Genomic DNA, 18,275 nt, shown 5'->3' with positions numbered 1-18,275 from the left:
ACATCCTCCATCGGTCAATGTTCACGACTCAGTGGCGGTGCCTGGCGCATCGGTTCCATCGCCGGGCGTGGGGGCCAGCAGTGCCTTCAGCGTGCGGCTCCAGTCAATGCGCAGGTCGTGTTGCGCGGTAACCAGCACCAGCGCCTGCGGGTCGAGACGCTCATCGGTGTGCAGTTGCCATGCACCGCCCGGGTTGGCACTCAGCCACTGGCGCACAGGAGCAAGCATCTGTGGATGGCAGCGCAGGGTGGCATTCACGGGCGGGCACTGGGCTGCCAGCAGTTGCCTCAGCAAGGCGTCGATACGGGCAGGCGGCGGCACCTCATCAAGCAATTGCGCGAGGGCCAGCCTGACCACTTGTGAGGCGTGAATTTCAATGGCCTGACACAAGGCGCCATGTTCCTGTTGCCAGTGCGCCAGTTGTACATTGGCCTGTTGCCAGAATTCATCGTGGGCCTTTTGCAGCAGGGTCCGGGCCGCTTGTTGCGCGTTGTCCAGCAATTCATCAGCCTGAGCGTATGCCCGGGCCAGCAGGGCATTGGCCTGGCCGCAGTCGCTCAGGGTCTGGCTGGCGATCAGGGTCTGGGGCAGCCCGCTGGTGCCTGGCCGCAGTTCAAGGGTGCGACGTGACAGCATGGTTGCTTCCCTCGACAGCGAGCCGTGTGTGCCAGAGCACGGTTTGCCAAAGCGTCTGCAGTTTGGCCGCAGAAAGGGCCAGCAGCGGTTTTTGCTCCAGTGTCTGGATCCGTGCAGGGGCAAAGCGCAATCGCAAGCGTTGCCATACCGCAGGCTCGACCCATGCCCTGAGCAATTGCAAAACATCATCGCCCGGTTCAAGCCAGCCTTGAGGGCGCAATGCCTTGCCAAGGCGCTGGCACCACAGGCGCTCAGTGGCGTCCAGTGCCGTGGGGCGTGCGGGGCGGCAGATATGCCCGATTCGTTGCAACCATGCGTCATGCTGCGCAAGTGGCGCCAACGCCAGTTGCCTCAGGCTGGCGGCAGGCGGGCAGGGCAGGCAGGGCGTGATGCCGAAACGGCTGCTGGCATTTGCATGCAGGCTGCGCAGTTCGGCGGGCGTGGCAACAAGCGTGGGCCAGTGCGGGTGAGCGTGGCGCCAGGCACAAGCCCACCACAGCAGCCATAGGTCGGTATCGTTCATGCCGCCCCCTTGTTGCGCAAGGTTAGCCAGGCAAGTGGGGCAATGATTGCCAGCAGGCAGCCGAACACCGCTGCGGCGAAGGCTTTTTTCCAAAAGCCCAGACGTTGTTCGGGCAGCAGAAATGGCCCGAAAAACACCAGCTGCTGTTTATCTTGAAACGCAGTGGCGGGCACAAACACCGTGGTTATCTTGTAGGGATTGTCGATTGCCGTGGCCATGCCCGGAATGCTGCTGGCCACCAGTCGCCGCACCCGTGACTGGATGCTGTCCGGGTCCAGTCTGGCATCGTGTTTGATAAACACCGAGGCCGAGGCAGGCTGCACAGCCTCACCCGGCGCAATCCGCTCCGGCAGCACCACATGCACACGGGCCACGATAACCCCGTCAATCCTGGAGAGCGTGGCTTCAAGTTCCTGTGACAGGGCGTAGATATAGCGGGCACGTTCTTCAAGTGGTGTGGAGATGACGCCTTCTTTGCGAAAAATATCGCCCAGGGTCGAACGTGCGGTTCTGGGTAGCCCGGCGGCCGTCAGCGAATTGATGGCGCGGCTGATATCTTGCGCGGCCACGCGCACGGAAACACCGTTTTTGGAGGTGCTTTTTTCGGCGCTGATCTGTTTGTCTGCCAGTTCAGCGATCACTTCATTGGCTTCCTGCTCAGAAAGCCGGCCATGCAGCTCCACGCTTTCGCCACAACCGGCGATACACAACACGAACATCAGGAATACGCTCTTGATCGGGCGCGATGCCATAAGGTTACCTAGGACAAATTGGTGAGCTTTTCTATGGCTTGCGAGGTTTTACTGATCATCTTGGCGCTCAGCACGGTTTCAAGGTGAAACGCCGACATGGCCCGGGTTGAGGTGAGCATGTCGACAGGGTCGGTGCTGCTGCTGACTTTTTGCAGGGCGCGGGCGGCGGTGTTCGACAGGGTTTGTAGCAGTTGCGAGCGCTGGCTCAGCGGCTGGAGCATGCGGTTATCGACTGGCATGTGGGTCGACGTGCCAGTCATGGGGGGCTTTAGCGTGGCGTTAAACCAGTTGATATCGGCTATTGCCGGGGGGGGCAATGGCAGATCCGGGAGGGCTGGCGCCTGCGGGGCATCAATGGCAAGCGAGTGTATTTTCATATAAGACCTCGAACGCTGAAGTGAATCCCTATTCAATGGCTTAACGTGCATTTATGGAGCCCCCATAGAGGAATGGGGGCTGTGTAGCAGAGTTAGAACCTGATGGCTTTGGAACTTTCAATCATGGCATTTATCTGTTTGTTATAGGAGTCGGTAATGCCATTGGCTTTTGCGCTTTTACTGTCGTTCTCCATTTTATCCATGGCGGTAAGTGCGTTATTCCAGGCCTGTTTATGAGCAAATTCTTTTTGTGCCTTGAGCGGGTCGTCGCCGCCGTCGCTTTTGCCACGACCGCCACCAAACAAGGCGCCAAGAAATGGAAGTATGCCGAGCATGAGTAGTTTCCTTTAAAGTGGAAGACAGGGGTTAAAACGAAATCTTATTGTGGATCTGGGTTGAGTTGATGGTGATATTCTTGGAAGCTGGAGGTGCAGAGCGTTGGATATCGCCTGTCAGCATTCTGGTCATGTCGCCAAGGGTGTTGGATACTTTATTTACAAGAGGGAGTGCGAGAGCAAGGAGTGGGAGCATGTAGAGGCCTCAATGAATAAGTGTGTATTTGAACCGGGAAGTGGGTTCGATTTATAAGTGATAAACCCAAGGGCTTTAGTTCCATTGGCGAGTATTTAAGAAATATCCAGTTGTTTCATCCGGTGATACAGCGTGCGCTTGGCAATGCCCAGTTCAAGCACAACCGCATCGATACAATGCAGGTGGCGGCGCAAGGCATCCGTGATCAGCAGTTTTTCAATTTCCTGCAAGCGCACTTTCAACTTGAGGCGTGTGTCGTCATGTTTACGCGCAGCCTTGCACTGCAGCGGCAGGCCAAGCACCAAACGCTTGGCAACTGAGCGCAACTCCCTGACATTACCGGGCCAGTCATGGCACAGCAGGTGCTGAAGCAGTGCGGTCTCAAGTACCGGTATAGACACGTTGAAGTATTGCGCTTCTCGCTGAAGCAGAGTCTGGAACAATGGAACAATCTGTTCGCGTCGCTCGCGCAAGGGCGGCAAGTGCAGGTTCAGCACATTGAGGCGGTAATACAAGTCACGTCTGAACTGCCCTTGTTCGACCCGTTGCGCCAGGCAGGTTTGAGCCGAAGCAATCACGCGCATGTCGACCGGTATGAACGCAGTCGAGCCCAAGCGTTCAACACCTCGGGTTTCCAGTGCGCGTAACAACTTGGCCTGTAAAGACAGCGGCATGCTGTCTATTTCATCGAGGTACAGCGTGCCTTTGTCAGAAGCCTCTATAAAGCCCGGCCGCGACTTCACGGCACCGGTAAATGCACCCTGGGTCACACCAAACAACTGGCTTTCCGCCAGGCTCTCGGGAATGGCCGCGCAATTAAGTGCAATATAATGGCCGCTGCGCCCGGATAAAGCATGCATTTGCTCGGCTAACGTATCTTTGCCAGTGCCTGTTTCGCCATGAAGCAAAATGTCGATATTTTGTGCTGCCGCGTTACGGACGGTTGTGTCAAATTCACTGTCGTTGAAAAGATATGTTTTTAAAGGTTCTTTTTCTGGGCGAAAAGCTCCCATCTAATGTGCTCCCGCGTAATATTTTTTTGTGGGGGATATTCGCTACGCCAAGTCGGGATAAACAGTATTGGTTCAGTTACAGCTTGGTGGTATTGGCGGTTTAAACCAAGTCCTAAACTGGCTGGATGTCGTGAGTTAAAAGATATAGATGTAGTAGGTGTTGGTGTTTGCTGACGTAGGGTATTGCACCTTACCTGCGTAGAACACACTCCACGGAGGTAAGGATAAGTAGATGTTTATACGAGGTTTTTATCAGGGTTTTTTCTGCTGTCGCCCTGGGTAGTAAAACCGAAGGTCAACAAGGCGCTTTCCACGGTGCTCAAGTGCTGCATGCACAACTGCCACGGCCCTGATACGACATCGGCCAGTTCATCGCTGGCCACGGGTATAAGTACCGGGTGTTCGTCGTCGTTGGCGATCGAGGCGCAGCCTGAGGCGACGTTTGCCAGGCGTTGGTGCAAGGACGAGGGGGCCGGGCCTTGTTCCTTACGCAAGGCATCGGCAAAGGCTTCGGCAAACAACAGGGAGCTGGCGTATAAACGCACGGCGTGGCGCTCGTAACGGTTGGCAATATCCTTGACTTCGCGTGACACAAAGCGCCCGCGCAAGGTCCAGCGTGCGGTGTTGCGGGCCATACCAATGCCGTTTTCCAGGGCGATCAGGCTGTCGTGGGCCCGGGAGAATATTTGTACCGCGTGTTGAGCTTTGGCAGCGTCTTGCCCTTCAAGAGCCTGCAGGCTTTTGCCGAAACCGGACGCGAGCTTTTCGAGCAGTTCCTTGGCGGAGCTGTCGATAATGCCAATGGGGTTGGGGGTGAGCAGTATCTGGCTGAAAATCAGCCCGACGCATGAGCCCACCACCACATCAAGCATGCGTACCACCCCCGCGCTTTCCGGGCCGACCGCCAGCATCAGCACCGCCGATACACCGGCCTGGATCGGCACCACGGCCCCCAAGCCATAGAGGGCCGCGATGGCGATGGCCGAGAAGGTGGCAAAGCCGATGCGCAACAACGGGTAGGCATCCGGCAACCACAAGGCCGCTTCGCCGACGATGATCCCCGTGGCGACCCCCACCATCAGGCCAACCGCTTGCTTGCCGTGGCTGGGCAGGCCGGGAGCCAGGCACACCACGGCACTGATCGCGGCAAACACGGGGTGTATGTGGCCGAAAAAATGCCGGGCGATAATCCATGCCAGTGCGGCGGCGATGGCTGAAGCCAGTGCATCGCGCCAGCCGAGAGACCAGCGTGATTTTACTTTTTCGGCAACAGAGTCAACGTAGCGACTGAGAAACTTGGCGCGGGGAATCATTGAGGCTCCCTATCGTGAGGTGAGATGGCGTTAACCATAGACCGTAGTTGCGCCCGGGAGTGCGCCACAAACGCCAGGCCAAAAAAAACCGCGCCAGGGCGCGGTTTTTTATAGGTGCGGTGTTTTACACGTTGAAGCGGAAGTGCAGGACGTCACCGTCTTTAACAATGTATTCCTTGCCTTCCAGACGCCATTTACCGGCTTCTTTCGCGCCCGCTTCACCGTTGAACTTGATGAAATCGTCGTAGGCGATCACTTCAGCACGGATAAAGCCTTTTTCGAAGTCGGTGTGGATCACACCAGCTGCTTGCGGGGCGGTAGCACCTACTTTTACAGTCCAGGCGCGAACTTCCTGAACGCCGGCAGTGAAGTAGGTTTGCAGGTCCAGCATTTCGTAACCGGCACGAATCACGCGGTTAAGACCCGGCTCTTCAAGGCCCAGGGCCTCCAGGAACATGTCTTTCTCTTCGCCGTCATCCAGCTCGGCGATTTCTGCTTCGATCTTGTTGCAGACCGGAACAACGATGGCGCCTTCTTCTTCAGCGATAGCCAGCACCACGTCCAGCAGCGGGTTGTTCTCGAAACCGTCTTCAGCCACGTTGGCGATGTACATCACCGGCTTGGTGGTCAGCAGGTGGAAGCCCTTGATGATGGCTTTCTCATCGGCGTCCATGTTCTTGATCAGGCTGCGTGCCGGCTTGCCCAGGGTAAAGTGGGCAATCAACTGCTCCAGCAGGGCCTTTTGGGCCACGGCTTCCTTGTCACCGCCCTTGGCGTTGCGCGCGACTTTTTGCAGTTGCTTTTCGCAGCTGTCGAGGTCGGCGAAGATCAGCTCAAGGTCGATGATCTCGATATCGCGCTTCGGGTCAACGCTGTTGGAAACGTGAATCACGTTTTCGTCTTCGAAGCAGCGCACTACGTGAGCGATGGCATCGGTTTCACGGATGTTGGCCAAAAACTTGTTGCCCAGGCCTTCGCCTTTCGATGCGCCAGCCACCAGGCCTGCGATATCGACGAATTCCATGGTGGTCGGCAGGATGCGCTGCGGCTTGACGATGGCAGCCAGTGCGTCCAGACGTGGGTCGGGCATCGGCACGATACCGGTGTTCGGCTCGATCGTGCAGAAGGGGAAGTTCTCGGCCGCGATACCGGATTTGGTAAGGGCGTTGAACAGGGTGGACTTGCCGACGTTAGGCAGGCCGACGATGCCGCAGTTGAATCCCATGGTGTTTCCCCTCGGAAAAAGAGTCAGGCCTTCTGGCTGTGCAGGTTTTTCATCGCACGGTTCCATTCCCCGGCGAGGATATCCGGCAGCACGCCGAGGGCAAAATCGATGCTGGCGTCCAGCTTTTCCTGTTCGGCGCGTGGCGCACGACCGAGGACAAAGTTGGACACCATGCTGGCGACGCCCGGGTGGCCAATGCCAAGCCGCAGACGGTAGAAATCTTTGTTGTTCCCCAGTTGCGCAATGATGTCGCGCAATCCGTTGTGACCTCCGTGGCCGCCGCCCAGCTTGAGCTTGGCAACGCCCGGCGGGAGATCGAGTTCGTCGTGGGCCACCAATATGGATTCCGGCGCAATGCGGTAGAAACCGGCAAGCGCCGCAACGGCCTGGCCGCTTCGGTTCATATAGGTGGTGGGAATCAACAGACGAACATCCTGACCCTGGTGGCTGAAACGCCCGGTCAGGCCAAAATATTTGCGATCAGCAACAAGGTTGACCCCGTTTGCCGCCGCGAGACGCTCAACAAAAAGGGCCCCTGCGTTATGCCGGGTCTGTTCGTATTCGGTGCCTGGATTTCCCAGGCCAACGATCAGTTTTATGGCGGTCACGACAAGGGCCCTTCTATGGAGTTGTGGATAACATCGCCGCTAACGGTTAGCGGCGAAAACGGACAAAAAAGCGGGTTTACATGAGTAAACTTCGCGATCTTGTCCGCTTTACTCGCTGCGTGTTAGCTCGCGATGTTTCTCAAGACTCCAACTACAGAGTAATGAATTACTCTGCTGCTTCTGGTGCAACACGTGGAGCGTGAACGTTGGCTACTGCCAGGTCGTTACCGTGTGCCAGAGCTACGAACTCAACGCCTTTAGGAGCGGTGATGTCCGACAGGTGAATGATCGAGCCAACTTCGGCGTTAGCCAGGTCAACTTCGATGAATTCAGGCAGGTCTTTTGGCAGGCAGGAAACTTCGATTTCCGCAACAACGTGGGAGATCTCGCCGCCTTTCTTGATCGGAGCCGCTTCACCAACGAAGTGAACCGGTACGATTGCAGTCAGTTTTTGACCAGCAACAACGCGTACGAAGTCAGCGTGCATCACGTGGCCTTTAGCCGGGTGACGTTGCAGAGCTTTGATGATCACGTTTTGCTTAACGCCGCCAACGGTCAGTTCGATAACGTGGCTGTAAGCAGCTTCGTTTTCGAGCAGTTTGGCAACTTCTTTAGCCAGCATGCTGATGGATTCAGGGGCTTTGTCGCCACCGTAAACTACAGCTGGAACCAGGCTTGCGAGACGACGCAGGCGGCGGCTCGCACCTTTCCCCAGGTCGGAACGCACTTCAGCATTCAGAGTAAAATCGTTCATGTTGTATCTCCAAAATAACCACATCCGCCCTGACGTTTGCGACCAGCGCCATGGACGGTATGGGCAAAAAAGCCCCGCCCCAACGGATTGCTGGGGCGGGGCGCTTTTCGTCAGCAGAAGTCCAGAAAGGGCAGGGCCCTTAGCGGAACATCGCGCTGATCGATTCTTCGTTGCTGATGCGGCGAACCGCTTCAGCCACAACCGGTGCGATATCCAGTTGACGGATACGCGAACAGGCTTGTGCGGCAGCGGACAGCGGAATGGTGTTAGTCACCACCAGCTCATCCAGCATGGAATTTTCGATATTCTCAATTGCCCGACCCGACAGCACAGGGTGTGTGCAGTAGGCGAACACTTTGGAAGCGCCATGCTCTTTCAAGGCTTTAGCTGCGTGGCACAGGGTGCCGGCAGTATCGACCATGTCATCAACCAGAATACAGGTACGCCCTTCGACATCACCGATGATATGCATCACTTCCGAGTGATTGGCTTTCTCACGGCGTTTGTCGATGATACCCAGATCAACGCCCAAGGACTTGGCAACAGCACGTGCACGCACGACGCCGCCGATATCCGGGGACACAATCATAAGGTTCTCAAAGCGCTGATCTTCGATGTCATCCACCAAAACTGGGGAGCCATAGATGTTATCTACAGGAATATCGAAGAAACCCTGGATTTGGTCAGCATGCAAATCAACCGTGAGAACACGATCGATGCCGACTACGGTAAGCATGTCAGCAACAACTTTTGCGCTGATAGCCACACGTGCGGAACGCGGACGGCGATCCTGACGGGCATAACCAAAGTAAGGAATAACAGCAGTAATACGAGTCGCTGAGGAGCGGCGGAAGGCATCAGCCATCACGACGAGTTCCATCAGGTTATCGTTGGTCGGAGCACAAGTCGGCTGTATGATGAAAACGTCTTTACCGCGGACATTTTCATTAATCTCAGCGGTAATTTCGCCGTCGGAAAACTTGCCGACAGAGATGTCACCGAGTGGGATATGCAGCTGACGTACGACACGCCGAGCCAGATCGGGGTTAGCGTTCCCCGTAAAGACCATCATCTTGGACACGCGCAGTACCTGAAGGCTGAGGGTAACCTGGATGAGTATAAGAAATGGCAGGGGCGGCTGGATTCGAACCAACGCATGGCAGGATCAAAACCTGCTGCCTTACCGCTTGGCGACGCCCCTGTATCTGTTGCTACGAGTACCGTGTACCCGTTTCCTTTTACAAATTTTGCAGCTTGCGATGCAACATCGAGACGTTGCTTCCTTTTGCTACAAACCCTGTAAGGGTCTCTGTAAGAAGGTGCAGCACTTTATCAGCATCTGCTTCGTTTGGGAAGGCCCCAAATATACAACTTCCAGTTCCAGTTAATTTTGCTTCGGTATATTTACCTAACAAATTCAAAGCGTTACGTACTTCTGGATAACGCTCCTTCACTACTGCTTCGCAGTCGTTTCGGCTGTTTCCCTTGGGAACGGGGCGCACTTTAATGGGCAAAGAGTCGCGTGTCAACAAAGGATCTGAAAATATTTCTGCAGTACTTACAGATACTTGCGGGACAAGCACGACATACCAGGGTTCTTCTGGCTCTGCAGGCGTAAGAATTTCGCCGACACCTTCAGCAAATGCGGCGTGCCCGCGGACAAAAACCGGCACGTCTGCCCCCAGGCTCAGGCCCAGTGCGGCCAGCCGGTCTTCATCCCAAGCCAACTGCCAAAGATGGTTGAGCGCCAGCAGGGTGGTCGCCGCATTGGAACTGCCGCCGCCGATGCCGCCGCCCATGGGCAGGATTTTCTTGATCCAAATGTCGATCCCCAGCTGGCAAGCGGATTGCGCCTGAAGCTTTTTTGCCGCCTTGACGATCAAATTGTCGTCGTGGGCAACGCCGGGAAATTCGGTATGCAGGCAAATAACCCCATCTTCACGCACGGCAAAGGTCATTTCGTCGCCGTAGTCGAGAAATTGAAACAGCGTTTGCAGTTCGTGATAGCCATCTTCGCGACGGCCGAGGATGTGCAGCATCAAGTTCAGCTTTGCCGGTGAGGGCAAAACCAGAGTGTTTCGATCCAGGCGGTCTTGCATCTTATTGACCCAACAAACGAGGTTGCCAATCTTTAACGACGAGCGTGACGTCCAGATCCGGGCCGTGCAGCTTGACGCGCTCGGGCAGCCAGAAGCCGTTTTGCTCGACATAGCTCAAATATTCGATTTTCCAGCCGTCCTGCTCCAGGTTGGCCAGGCGACTATCGCCATTGAGTGTCACCCGGCTTTTGCTGCCGGGCGCAGGCAAGCCGCGTACCCACCAGACCAGATGTGACACCGGCAGGCTCCAGCCCAATTGTTCACCCAGCAACTCTTCGGGAGTCGGCGCTTCATAGCGGCCCTGATTGGCCACTTCCAGAAGCACGCTGCCCGGGCGCCCGGTCAGGCGGGCAGCACCGCGGCCCAGTGGCCCGGAAAGACGAATATCGTAGTAATCCTGGCGCTGCAGCCAGAACAGCGTGGCGCTGCCTGAGTCTTTAGGGGCGCGAATGCCGACTTTGCCGTTGATTTGCCAGCCGTCGAGCCGGGTCAATTGCTGCTTGTGTGCCGACCACAGGGCAGGGCTGCCGTGGCCTTCTACGGATTCGCGGGCGCCGAAGCCCGCGCAACCGGCGAGCACGGCAACCAGGCTGAAAACTACGAGATGGCGCAAGTGACGATAAAACATGAGTTAAAGAGTCTCTGATCCGGTCAGGCGCAAAATGGTTTTGCGCAGAATAGGGCTGTCAGGATTTTCTTTGAGAAAAGTGCCCCAGATTTTTTTCGCTTCACGCTGTTTACCGTTTGCCCACAGTACTTCACCCAGGTGAGCAGCAACTTCCTGGTCCGGGAAGCGCTCCAGTGCCTGGCGCAGCAAACGCTCGGCCTCATCAAGATTGCCCAGGCGGAAATTCACCCAGCCCAGGCTGTCGAGCACTGCCGGGTCATCCGGGCTCAAGTCGTAGGCTTGCTGGATCAGGGCCTTGGCTTCGGCGTAGCGGGTGGTTCGATCTGAAAGCGTGTAGCCCAGCGCGTTCAAGGCCATCGCATTGTCAGGTTCGCGCTGGATGATGGCGCGCAAATCCCGCTCCATCTGCTCAAGATCGTTACGTTTCTCGGCCAGCATGGCGCGTGAATACAGCAGGTTGAGATCGTCCGGGTATTGCTCGAGTGCTTGTTGCAGCGTGTTCCAGGCGCGATCGGTCTGATTGTTCGCCGCCAGGGTTTCGGCTTCGATCAAGTACAGCTGAATGGCGTAGTCGGGCTGTGCGTCGCGTGCCAAGGCCAGTTTTTTCGATGCCTCGGCACCGCGACCATGACTGATCAGGATGTCCGCCTGGCGCAGTTGTGCGGGCAGGTATTCGTTGCCCGGACCTACCAGTGCGTACTCGACCAGTGCGCCCTCGGGATCATTGCGTTCTTCGGCGATGCGGCCCAGGTTCAAGTGCGCCGAGTCGACATGGCTGTCGCGCTCGATCAACTCTTGCAGATAACCTTCGGCTTCGTCCCAGGACTTGCCTTCGAGGCAGACCAGTGCCAGAGAGAATCGCAGCTCATCGTCTTCGGGGTATTGCTCTACCAGGCTGGCAAATTGCACTTTTGCCTCGGCCATGCGGTTCTGCTCGACCAGGGTGCGTGCATAGGTCAGGCCCAGGCGTTTGTCGTCGGGGTACTGGCTGACGCTTTTTTTCAGCAGCGGCAACGCTTCATCACCACGGTTGAGGCTTTGCAACAAGCGGGCGCGCAACAGAATCGGGGCGATCTCACCGTTTTGCGGCGGGTTTTTCTCCAGCAGTTTCAGCGCGCCTTCGGCATCACCGTCCTGTTGCATCAACAGGGCCTTGCCGAAAATCAGCTGGCCGTTGTCCGGGTGCTTGGCCAGCAGGCTGTCAAAACTCTTTTGCAGGCCTGCACGGGTCTCGGCATCGGTCTCTATGGCCGCCAGGGCGAGGAAATCAAAGTGCGTGTCGCCCTTGGCCTGCAGGACTTTCTCCATGTACACCAGGGATTCGTCATAGCGGCCGTTACGCGCCAGCTGAATGGCTGCAGCACGTTGTGCCTCGATATCGTCCGGGGCGTTTTTGACCCAGATCAGCGAGGTGTCCAGTGCAGCCTGGTCGGCGCCCAGGTACTCGGCAATGCGGAAAGCCCGTTCGGAAATGCCGGGGTCCTGGGTGTTGATCGCTTGCGTCACATAGTTATCGAGGGCGATATCCAGGCGATTGCGTTGGCCAGCCAGCTCGGCACTTAACAGGCTGTACAGCGTGTCTTCGCTGAACGAGCTGTAGACCGTGGGTTTTTCCGGGACGGAGGTAACGTCTTCAGTCGCGGATGAATCATCCGGGGACGTGGGGGCCAAGGCCTGGCAGCCACTGAGAAGGACGAGAGCGAGGAGCAACGCGGAGGATCTATTCATATAAGAGATGGGCGACTTACCTGCGGTCTGGGCATCATGACACATGCAATGGTGCAAACCATAACAGGTGCGACTATCGATATCCGGGGCTGATGATGGGTTCAACAGACGTTAACTATAGAGACAATAGTCAGCAATGGTTGTTCTGAATCTGGCGAAGTAGGACAATTGTCGGCTTCTCGTCATCATCAGCGATCTTGAATGGCCTTCCTCGCACTCGGTATTAACCACAAGACTGCTTCAGTAGACGTCCGCGAGCGCGTGGCTTTTACTCCGGAGCAGTTGGTTGAGGCCTTGCAGCAGCTCTGCCGCCTAACCGACAGTCGCGAAGCTGCGATCCTCTCCACCTGCAATCGCAGTGAGCTCTATATAGAGCAGGACCACCTTTCGGCAGACAGCGTGCTGAAATGGCTGGCGGACTACCATGACCTGAGCCTCGATGAATTGCGTGCCTGCGCTTATGTCCATGAAGACGATGCTGCCGTTCGTCACATGATGCGCGTGGCCTCGGGGCTGGATTCGCTGGTGTTGGGCGAGCCGCAGATTCTCGGCCAGATGAAATCGGCCTACGCCGTAGCGCGTGAAGCGGGTACGGTCGGGCCGTTGTTGGGACGCTTGTTCCAGGCCACGTTCAACTCGGCCAAACAGGTACGCACCGACACCGCCATCGGCGAAAACCCGGTTTCGGTGGCTTTTGCGGCCGTGAGCCTGGCCAAGCAGATCTTCAGCGACCTGCAGCGCAGCCAGGCCTTGCTGATTGGCGCGGGCGAGACCATTACCCTGGTCGCCCGCCACCTGCATGACCTGGGAGTAAAGCGTATCGTGGTTGCCAACCGTACTCTGGAGCGCGCCAGTACGCTGGCCGAGCAGTTCGGCGCTCATGCCGTATTGCTGTCGGATATTCCCCAGGAACTGGTCCATAGCGATATTGTGATCAGCTCCACGGCCAGCCAGTTGCCGATTCTGGGCAAGGGGGCTGTCGAAAGCGCCCTGAAGCTGCGCAAGCACAAGCCGATCTTTATGGTCGATATTGCCGTTCCCCGCGATATCGAGCCTGAAGTCGGCGAATTGGACGACGTTTACCTCTATACCGTCGACGATTTGCATGAAGTGGTCGCCGAAAACCTGAAGAGCCGTCAGGGCGCGGCCCAGGCAGCTGAAGAGCTGGTGAGCATTGGCGCTGACGATTTTATGGTGCGCCTGCGTGAGCTGGCGGCAGTGGATGTGCTCAAGGCCTACCGCCAGCAAAGCGAACGGTTGCGCGACGAAGAGCTGCAAAAGGCCCAGCGCATGCTGGCCAACGGCAGCAATCCGGAAGAGGTGCTGGTACAACTGGCGCGGGGCCTGACCAACAAATTGCTGCACGCCCCCAGCGTGCAGTTGAAAAAACTTTCCGCCGAAGGCCGCCTCGATGCGCTGGCCATGGCCCAAGAACTTTTTGCCCTCGGTGAGGGCTCATCGCATAGCTCTGCGGATAAAAAATAGTAATGAAAGCGTCACTGCTTAATAAACTGGATATCCTCCAGGACCGTTTTGAAGAACTGACCGCATTGCTTGGCGATGGCGAAGTCATTTCCGATCAAACCAAATTCCGCGCCTATTCCAAGGAATACTCGGAAGTTGAACCCATTGTTGCCGCTTACGGGCAGTGGCTCAAAGTGCAGGCCGACCTCGAGGGCGCCCAAGCGTTGCTCAAGGACAACGACCCGGACATGCGTGAAATGGCGGTCGAAGAAGTTCGCGAAGCCAAAGAGCGGCTGATCGAGCTGGAAAAAGACCTGCAACGCATGCTGCTGCCCAAGGATCCGAATGACGGGCGCAACGTGTTCCTGGAAATTCGCGCCGGAACCGGCGGCGATGAAGCGGCCATTTTTGCCGGCGACCTGTTTCGCATGTACTCGCGCTACGCCGAGCGGCGCGGCTGGCGGGTTGAAATTCTCTCCGAAAGCATCGGTGAGCATGGCGGCTATAAAGAAGTCATTGCCCGTGTCGAAGGCGAGAATGTTTACGCCAAGCTGAAGTTCGAGTCCGGCGTACACCGCGTGCAGCGGGTACCGGCGACCGAATCCCAGGGCCGTATCCATACCTCGGCCTGTACCGTGGCGGTGTTGCCAGAGCCCGATGAGCAGGAAGCCATCGAGATCAACCCGGCGGATTTGCGTGTGGATACCTACCGTTCCTCCGGGGCCGGTGGTCAGCACGTCAACAAGACCGACTCGGCGATCCGTATCACGCACTTGCCTTCGGGCATTGTGGTGGAGTGTCAGGAAGAGCGTTCCCAGCATAAAAACCGGGCGCGGGCGATGTCCTGGCTGTCGGCCAAGTTGAATGACCAGCAAACCAGCGCCGCGGCCAATGCCATTGCCAGCGAGCGCAAGTCGCTGGTGGGCTCGGGGGATCGTTCCGAGCGCATCCGCACTTACAATTTCGCGCAGGGGCGAGTGACCGACCATCGTGTCAACCTGACCCTGTATTCCCTGGATGACGTACTGGCTGGCGGCGTTGATGCCGTTATCGAGCCATTATTGGCGGAGTTTCAGGCTGATCAACTGACAGCCCTGGGTGAATAAATGACTATTATTGCCAGCTTGTTGCGTGCTGCTGAACTGCCTGATTCGCCTACGGCCCGTCTTGATGCGGAGCTGCTGCTGGCCGCTGCCCTGGGCAAGTCGCGCAGCTATCTGCACACATGGCCCGAAAAAATCGTCAGCAGCGAAGCGGCACTGACCTTCGCCGAATACCTGCTGCGCCGCCGTGCCGGTGAGCCGGTGGCCTATATTCTGGGTCAGCAGGGTTTTTGGAACCTCGACCTGGAAGTGGCACCGCATACGCTGATCCCGCGCCCGGACACCGAGCTGCTGGTCGAAACCGCGCTGGCCCTGCTGCCCGCAAGCCCGGCCAGGGTGCTGGACCTGGGCACAGGCAGCGGCGCCATTGCCCTGGCATTGGCCAGCGAACGCCCCACCTGGCACGTCACTGCGGTTGACCGGGTGCTTGAGGCCGTCGCACTGGCCGAACGCAATCGCCAGCGTTTGCAGCTCGACAACGTCAATGTGTTCACCAGCCACTGGTTCAGCGCACTGGCTGATCAGCGCTTTGATCTGATCATCAGCAACCCGCCTTATATTGCCGCCGGTGATGTGCACCTGGCTGAAGGCGATGTGCGCTTCGAACCCGAGAGCGCCCTGGTCGCCGGTGCCGACGGCCTGGACGATATCCGTGAAATCATCACCGCCTCGGCACAGCACCTCAATGCTGGCGGCTGGTTGATGCTGGAACATGGTTACGATCAGGCTGCGGCCGTGCGCCAACTGTTGCAGGACGCCGGTTTTGCAGCGGTTGAAAGCCGCAAGGACCTGGGCGGCCACGAACGCATCACGTTGGGTCGCCTGCCGTGCTGACCGACGAGGAGCTGTTGCGCTATAGCCGACAGATCCTGTTGCAACAGGTCGATATCGATGGCCAGTTGAAGCTGAAAAACAGTCGTGTGCTGATTGTCGGCCTGGGCGGGCTTGGCTCGCCCGTCGCGCTGTACCTGGCCGCAGCCGGTGTCGGCGAGCTGCATCTGGCCGACTTCGACAGCGTTGACCTGACCAATCTGCAGCGCCAGGTCATTCATGACAGCGCCACTGTCGGTGAAAGCAAGGTCGATTCGGCCTCGCACCGGTTGCGCCTGATTAACCCGCATATCACGCTGGTCGCCCACCGCTCGGCACTGGATGCCGACTCGCTGGCCGACGTCGTTGGCGCAGTGGATCTGGTGCTCGATTGCTCAGACAATTTTGCCACCCGTGAAGCGGTGAACAGGGCCTGTGTTGCGGCGCGCAAGCCGCTGGTCAGCGGTGCGGCGATCCGTCTTGAAGGGCAGTTGTCGGTGTTTGATTCGCGTCAGAGCGCCAGCCCCTGCTACCACTGCCTGTACGGGCATGGCAGCGAAGAGGAGTTGACCTGCAGCGAAGCCGGTGTGATTGGCCCCTTGGTGGGGGTGATCGGCAGCTTGCAAGCTCTTGAAGCGCTCAAGGTCCTGGCCGGTTTTGGCGAGCCGCTGGTGGGCCGGTTGTTGCTGGTTGATGCCTTGAGCACGCGCTTTCGCGAGCTGCGGGTCAAGCGTGACCCGGCGTGCAGCGTGTGTGGTACAGGCCATGCGTGAAGCGCCGGTTGGCGTTTTCGACTCCGGGGTCGGTGGCCTGTCGGTGCTCAAGGAAATCCAGGCACTGCTGCCCAATGAGTCGCTGCTTTATGTGGCGGACTGCGGGCATATTCCCTATGGCGAAAAAAGTCCCGAGTTTATTCGTCAGCGCTGCGCGGTAATGGCTGATTTTTTCCAGCGCCAGGGCGCCAAGGCGCTGGTGCTGGCTTGTAATACGGCCACGGTGGCAGCCGTGGCGGATTTGCGGCAGCGTTACCCGCAATGGCCCCTCGTTGGCATGGAGCCTGCGGTCAAGCCTGCAGCGGCGGCCACTCGCAGCGGTACAGTGGGCGTACTTGCCACTACCGGGACGTTGCAAAGCGCCAAATTTGCCGCTTTGCTTGACCGTTTCGCCAGCGATATCCGGGTGATCACCCAACCTTGTCCGGGGCTGGTGGAGCTGATCGAAACCGGTGACTTGCACAGCGATGCCCTGCGCGCCTTGTTGCGCGGTTATGTTGAGCCATTGCTGGCCGCTGGCTGCGACACCATTATTCTGGGTTGCACCCATTACCCTTTTCTCAAGCCTCTGCTGGCGCAGATGCTCCCGCCATCGATCACCCTGATCGATACCGGCGCCGCCGTGGCGCGCCAACTCCAGCGTCTGCTCGCCGAACAAAACCTGCTGGCCGCCGGGCCGCCTCGCGAAACACAGTTCTGGACCAGTGCTTCACCTGAACACTTGGGAAATATCCTGCCAGTGTTGTGGAATAAATCTGGCGTTGTGCGAAGCTTCGATCTGTAAAAAAACAGAACTTATGCTTCATGACACCTGCCTGATGAAGCGCATAACAACTGACATGTGCATATGAAAATAGGATTTTTCTTATGAAGCGACTGTTTTGTCTGGCTGCGCTTGCAGCCGCTGCACTGGGGCCAAGTCTTGCTGCACAGGCTGCCGGGCTTGAATTTGCGGTGGGACACACCAGCGAATCGACCATGACCTATCGTCTGGGGTTGAAGTCTGACTGGGACAAAAGCTGGCTGCAAAGTGATGTGGGGCGTCTGACTGGATATTGGGATGGGGCTTACACCTACTGGGAAGGTGACAAGTCATCCGCGAGCAACAGCCTGTCGTTCTCGCCCGTGCTGGTGTACGAATTTGCCGGAGAAAGCGTAAAGCCTTACCTCGAAGCCGGGATCGGGGTGGCGTTGTTCTCCCATACCGAAGTTGAAGGCAACCGGCTGGGCAGTGCTTTCCAGTTTGAAGACCGCCTGGGGTTTGGGCTGCGTTTTGCGGGGGGGCATGAAGTCGGGATACGTGCCACACACTACTCCAATGCCGGGATCTCCAGCCGCAATGACGGCGTAGAAAGCTATGCGCTGCATTACACCATGCCGCTGTAGAATCGGACATTGTGGAAGCAGAATCACCGCATAGTGCCTGACAGACCGCGCCGTATGCATCGCAGGCAAGCCAGCTCCCACCGCTCATGGGGTGCTTCCGCTATTTGGGGGCATCACTGTGGGAGCGGGCTTGCTCGCGATGGCATCAGCGCGAAATACCTGACAGACCGCGCCGTAAGCATCGCAGGCAAGCCAGCTCCCATAAGGCGTTCAGTGTTTAGCGGTACGCCGTCGAAATCCCCTGGCGCTCATTGAGGCATTCGACTTCGCCCATTTCGAACTCGCGACAGATCAGTGGGCGCTTCTCATAGATGGTGCACATCATGGTGTTGCGGTCCAGGGCCGCACACCAGCCATCATCCAGGCGCAGCATCACTTCGCCGCCCCAGTCATCTTCTGCAATAAAGCGCTCAGGCACGCCGGTGTCGGTGATCAGCATCACTTCCAGTTGGCAGCAGCATGCCGCGCACGTCGAACAGGTAACGGCGGGTTCGGTAATTTCGGTCAGGGGGATGTTGGTCATAGGCGCGCAGTGTAAGGCAGTGCCGCCGT

21 protein-coding genes and 1 tRNA gene are annotated in these 18,275 nt (G+C 57.6%); 6 read left to right on the top strand and 16 right to left on the bottom strand.

What is annotated here, in order from left to right:
- Window positions 1–21: 21 nt before the first annotated feature.
- The 15 genes from sctL to AB3G35_RS22780 form a co-directional block, all read right to left on the bottom strand.
- The gene (gene sctL, locus AB3G35_RS22850; RefSeq protein ID WP_106115806.1) at window positions 22–636 is read right to left on the bottom strand and encodes a type III secretion system stator protein SctL; all 615 of its coding nucleotides are present in this window, start codon (window positions 634–636) and stop codon (window positions 22–24) included.
- Window positions 614–1,159 carry a hypothetical protein gene (locus AB3G35_RS22845; RefSeq protein WP_016781741.1) on the bottom strand — a complete coding sequence of 182 codons (546 nt, stop codon included), beginning with the start codon at window positions 1,157–1,159 and terminating at the stop codon, window positions 614–616. The genes sctL and AB3G35_RS22845 overlap by 23 nt, the downstream gene beginning before the upstream one ends.
- Complete coding sequence (sctJ, locus tag AB3G35_RS22840) at window positions 1,156–1,911, bottom strand: type III secretion system inner membrane ring lipoprotein SctJ (RefSeq protein ID WP_134049618.1); 756 nt, start codon at window positions 1,909–1,911, stop codon at window positions 1,156–1,158. The genes AB3G35_RS22845 and sctJ overlap by 4 nt, the downstream gene beginning before the upstream one ends.
- Window positions 1,912–1,919: 8 nt before the next feature.
- A complete protein-coding gene (locus tag AB3G35_RS22835; protein ID WP_262502000.1) occupies window positions 1,920–2,288 on the bottom strand; it encodes an EscI/YscI/HrpB family type III secretion system inner rod protein in 369 nt (122 codons plus the stop codon).
- A 92-nt stretch (window positions 2,289–2,380) separates the two neighbouring features.
- Window positions 2,381–2,623: a hypothetical protein gene (locus tag AB3G35_RS22830; RefSeq protein WP_095040409.1), complete on the bottom strand. Its 243-nt coding sequence runs from the start codon at window positions 2,621–2,623 to the stop codon at window positions 2,381–2,383.
- 291 nt (window positions 2,624–2,914) lie between these two features.
- On the bottom strand, window positions 2,915–3,832 hold the full coding sequence (locus AB3G35_RS22825; protein WP_369782158.1) for a sigma 54-interacting transcriptional regulator: 918 nt from the start codon (window positions 3,830–3,832) through the stop codon (window positions 2,915–2,917).
- 236 nt (window positions 3,833–4,068) lie between these two features.
- Complete coding sequence (locus AB3G35_RS22820; protein WP_134049622.1) at window positions 4,069–5,145, bottom strand: aromatic acid exporter family protein; 1,077 nt, start codon at window positions 5,143–5,145, stop codon at window positions 4,069–4,071.
- A gap of 124 nt (window positions 5,146–5,269) precedes the next feature.
- Window positions 5,270–6,370 (bottom strand): redox-regulated ATPase YchF, encoded by a 1,101-nt coding sequence (gene ychF, locus AB3G35_RS22815; RefSeq protein WP_086798695.1) that lies wholly within the window; start codon window positions 6,368–6,370, stop codon window positions 5,270–5,272.
- Window positions 6,371–6,393: 23 nt separating this feature from the next.
- A complete protein-coding gene (gene pth / locus AB3G35_RS22810) occupies window positions 6,394–6,978 on the bottom strand; it encodes an aminoacyl-tRNA hydrolase (protein WP_016781749.1) in 585 nt (194 codons plus the stop codon).
- A gap of 166 nt (window positions 6,979–7,144) precedes the next feature.
- Window positions 7,145–7,732, bottom strand: coding sequence for a 50S ribosomal protein L25/general stress protein Ctc (locus AB3G35_RS22805; protein ID WP_016781750.1), 588 nt, complete (start codon window positions 7,730–7,732; stop codon window positions 7,145–7,147).
- 139 nt (window positions 7,733–7,871) lie between these two features.
- Window positions 7,872–8,813, bottom strand: coding sequence for a ribose-phosphate pyrophosphokinase (locus AB3G35_RS22800; protein ID WP_019825119.1), 942 nt, complete (start codon window positions 8,811–8,813; stop codon window positions 7,872–7,874).
- 45 nt (window positions 8,814–8,858) lie between these two features.
- Window positions 8,859–8,933, bottom strand: a tRNA-Gln gene (locus AB3G35_RS22795).
- 37 nt (window positions 8,934–8,970) lie between these two features.
- Window positions 8,971–9,831 (bottom strand): 4-(cytidine 5'-diphospho)-2-C-methyl-D-erythritol kinase, encoded by an 861-nt coding sequence (gene ispE / locus AB3G35_RS22790; RefSeq protein ID WP_369782157.1) that lies wholly within the window; start codon window positions 9,829–9,831, stop codon window positions 8,971–8,973.
- A gap of 1 nt (window position 9,832) precedes the next feature.
- Window positions 9,833–10,459, bottom strand: coding sequence for a lipoprotein insertase outer membrane protein LolB (lolB, locus tag AB3G35_RS22785; RefSeq protein ID WP_016781752.1), 627 nt, complete (start codon window positions 10,457–10,459; stop codon window positions 9,833–9,835).
- A gap of 3 nt (window positions 10,460–10,462) precedes the next feature.
- Window positions 10,463–12,187: a tetratricopeptide repeat protein gene (locus tag AB3G35_RS22780; protein ID WP_369782156.1), complete on the bottom strand. Its 1,725-nt coding sequence runs from the start codon at window positions 12,185–12,187 to the stop codon at window positions 10,463–10,465.
- A gap of 201 nt (window positions 12,188–12,388) precedes the next feature.
- On the opposite strand from AB3G35_RS22780, the gene hemA reads away from it, so the two are divergent.
- From hemA to AB3G35_RS22750, 6 genes are all read left to right on the top strand, one after another.
- Entirely contained in the window at window positions 12,389–13,672 is a 1,284-nt protein-coding gene (hemA, locus tag AB3G35_RS22775; RefSeq protein ID WP_016781754.1) for a glutamyl-tRNA reductase, read from the top strand.
- A gap of 2 nt (window positions 13,673–13,674) precedes the next feature.
- Window positions 13,675–14,757 carry a peptide chain release factor 1 gene (gene prfA / locus AB3G35_RS22770; RefSeq protein ID WP_086798689.1) on the top strand — a complete coding sequence of 361 codons (1,083 nt, stop codon included), beginning with the start codon at window positions 13,675–13,677 and terminating at the stop codon, window positions 14,755–14,757.
- On the top strand, window positions 14,758–15,588 hold the full coding sequence (prmC, locus tag AB3G35_RS22765; RefSeq protein ID WP_106115800.1) for a peptide chain release factor N(5)-glutamine methyltransferase: 831 nt from the start codon (window positions 14,758–14,760) through the stop codon (window positions 15,586–15,588).
- Window positions 15,582–16,337, top strand: coding sequence for a molybdopterin-synthase adenylyltransferase MoeB (locus AB3G35_RS22760; protein ID WP_016781756.1), 756 nt, complete (start codon window positions 15,582–15,584; stop codon window positions 16,335–16,337). The genes prmC and AB3G35_RS22760 overlap by 7 nt, the downstream gene beginning before the upstream one ends.
- Window positions 16,330–17,121, top strand: coding sequence for a glutamate racemase (gene murI / locus AB3G35_RS22755; protein ID WP_016781757.1), 792 nt, complete (start codon window positions 16,330–16,332; stop codon window positions 17,119–17,121). The genes AB3G35_RS22760 and murI overlap by 8 nt, the downstream gene beginning before the upstream one ends.
- 83 nt (window positions 17,122–17,204) lie before the next feature.
- Window positions 17,205–17,723, top strand: coding sequence for an acyloxyacyl hydrolase (locus AB3G35_RS22750; protein ID WP_016781758.1), 519 nt, complete (start codon window positions 17,205–17,207; stop codon window positions 17,721–17,723).
- Between the two features lie 217 nt (window positions 17,724–17,940).
- Here AB3G35_RS22750 and AB3G35_RS22745 read toward each other — a convergent pair whose 3' ends face one another.
- Window positions 17,941–18,246, bottom strand: coding sequence for a YkgJ family cysteine cluster protein (locus tag AB3G35_RS22745; RefSeq protein ID WP_016781759.1), 306 nt, complete (start codon window positions 18,244–18,246; stop codon window positions 17,941–17,943).
- Between the last annotated feature and the right edge of the window lie 29 nt (window positions 18,247–18,275).

It is taken from the genome of Pseudomonas sp. WC2401, from assembly GCF_041200115.1.
Classification (GTDB): Bacteria; Pseudomonadota; Gammaproteobacteria; order Pseudomonadales; family Pseudomonadaceae; genus Aquipseudomonas; species Aquipseudomonas fragi.
This window is presented reverse-complemented; position numbering and strand designations above follow the sequence as displayed.

What these genes read in the sequence shown, in the direction of transcription:
- hemA (WP_016781754.1), top strand. Translation starts at nt 12,389, where the DNA reads ATGGCCTTCCTCGCACTCGGTATTAACCACAAGACTGCTTCAGTAGAC.
- lolB (WP_016781752.1), bottom strand. Translation starts at nt 10,459, where the DNA reads ATGTTTTATCGTCACTTGCGCCATCTCGTAGTTTTCAGCCTGGTTGCC.
- AB3G35_RS22745 (WP_016781759.1), bottom strand. Translation starts at nt 18,246, where the DNA reads ATGACCAACATCCCCCTGACCGAAATTACCGAACCCGCCGTTACCTGT.
- sctJ (WP_134049618.1), bottom strand. Translation starts at nt 1,911, where the DNA reads ATGGCATCGCGCCCGATCAAGAGCGTATTCCTGATGTTCGTGTTGTGT.
- AB3G35_RS22805 (WP_016781750.1), bottom strand. Translation starts at nt 7,732, where the DNA reads ATGAACGATTTTACTCTGAATGCTGAAGTGCGTTCCGACCTGGGGAAA.
- AB3G35_RS22830 (WP_095040409.1), bottom strand. Translation starts at nt 2,623, where the DNA reads ATGCTCGGCATACTTCCATTTCTTGGCGCCTTGTTTGGTGGCGGTCGT.
- ispE (WP_369782157.1), bottom strand. Translation starts at nt 9,831, where the DNA reads ATGCAAGACCGCCTGGATCGAAACACTCTGGTTTTGCCCTCACCGGCA.
- AB3G35_RS22845 (WP_016781741.1), bottom strand. Translation starts at nt 1,159, where the DNA reads ATGAACGATACCGACCTATGGCTGCTGTGGTGGGCTTGTGCCTGGCGC.
- AB3G35_RS22835 (WP_262502000.1), bottom strand. Translation starts at nt 2,288, where the DNA reads ATGAAAATACACTCGCTTGCCATTGATGCCCCGCAGGCGCCAGCCCTC.
- murI (WP_016781757.1), top strand. Translation starts at nt 16,330, where the DNA reads ATGCGTGAAGCGCCGGTTGGCGTTTTCGACTCCGGGGTCGGTGGCCTG.
- AB3G35_RS22780 (WP_369782156.1), bottom strand. Translation starts at nt 12,187, where the DNA reads ATGAATAGATCCTCCGCGTTGCTCCTCGCTCTCGTCCTTCTCAGTGGC.
- prmC (WP_106115800.1), top strand. Translation starts at nt 14,758, where the DNA reads ATGACTATTATTGCCAGCTTGTTGCGTGCTGCTGAACTGCCTGATTCG.
- ychF (WP_086798695.1), bottom strand. Translation starts at nt 6,370, where the DNA reads ATGGGATTCAACTGCGGCATCGTCGGCCTGCCTAACGTCGGCAAGTCC.
- AB3G35_RS22820 (WP_134049622.1), bottom strand. Translation starts at nt 5,145, where the DNA reads ATGATTCCCCGCGCCAAGTTTCTCAGTCGCTACGTTGACTCTGTTGCC.
- AB3G35_RS22750 (WP_016781758.1), top strand. Translation starts at nt 17,205, where the DNA reads ATGAAGCGACTGTTTTGTCTGGCTGCGCTTGCAGCCGCTGCACTGGGG.
- prfA (WP_086798689.1), top strand. Translation starts at nt 13,675, where the DNA reads ATGAAAGCGTCACTGCTTAATAAACTGGATATCCTCCAGGACCGTTTT.
- sctL (WP_106115806.1), bottom strand. Translation starts at nt 636, where the DNA reads ATGCTGTCACGTCGCACCCTTGAACTGCGGCCAGGCACCAGCGGGCTG.
- AB3G35_RS22825 (WP_369782158.1), bottom strand. Translation starts at nt 3,832, where the DNA reads ATGGGAGCTTTTCGCCCAGAAAAAGAACCTTTAAAAACATATCTTTTC.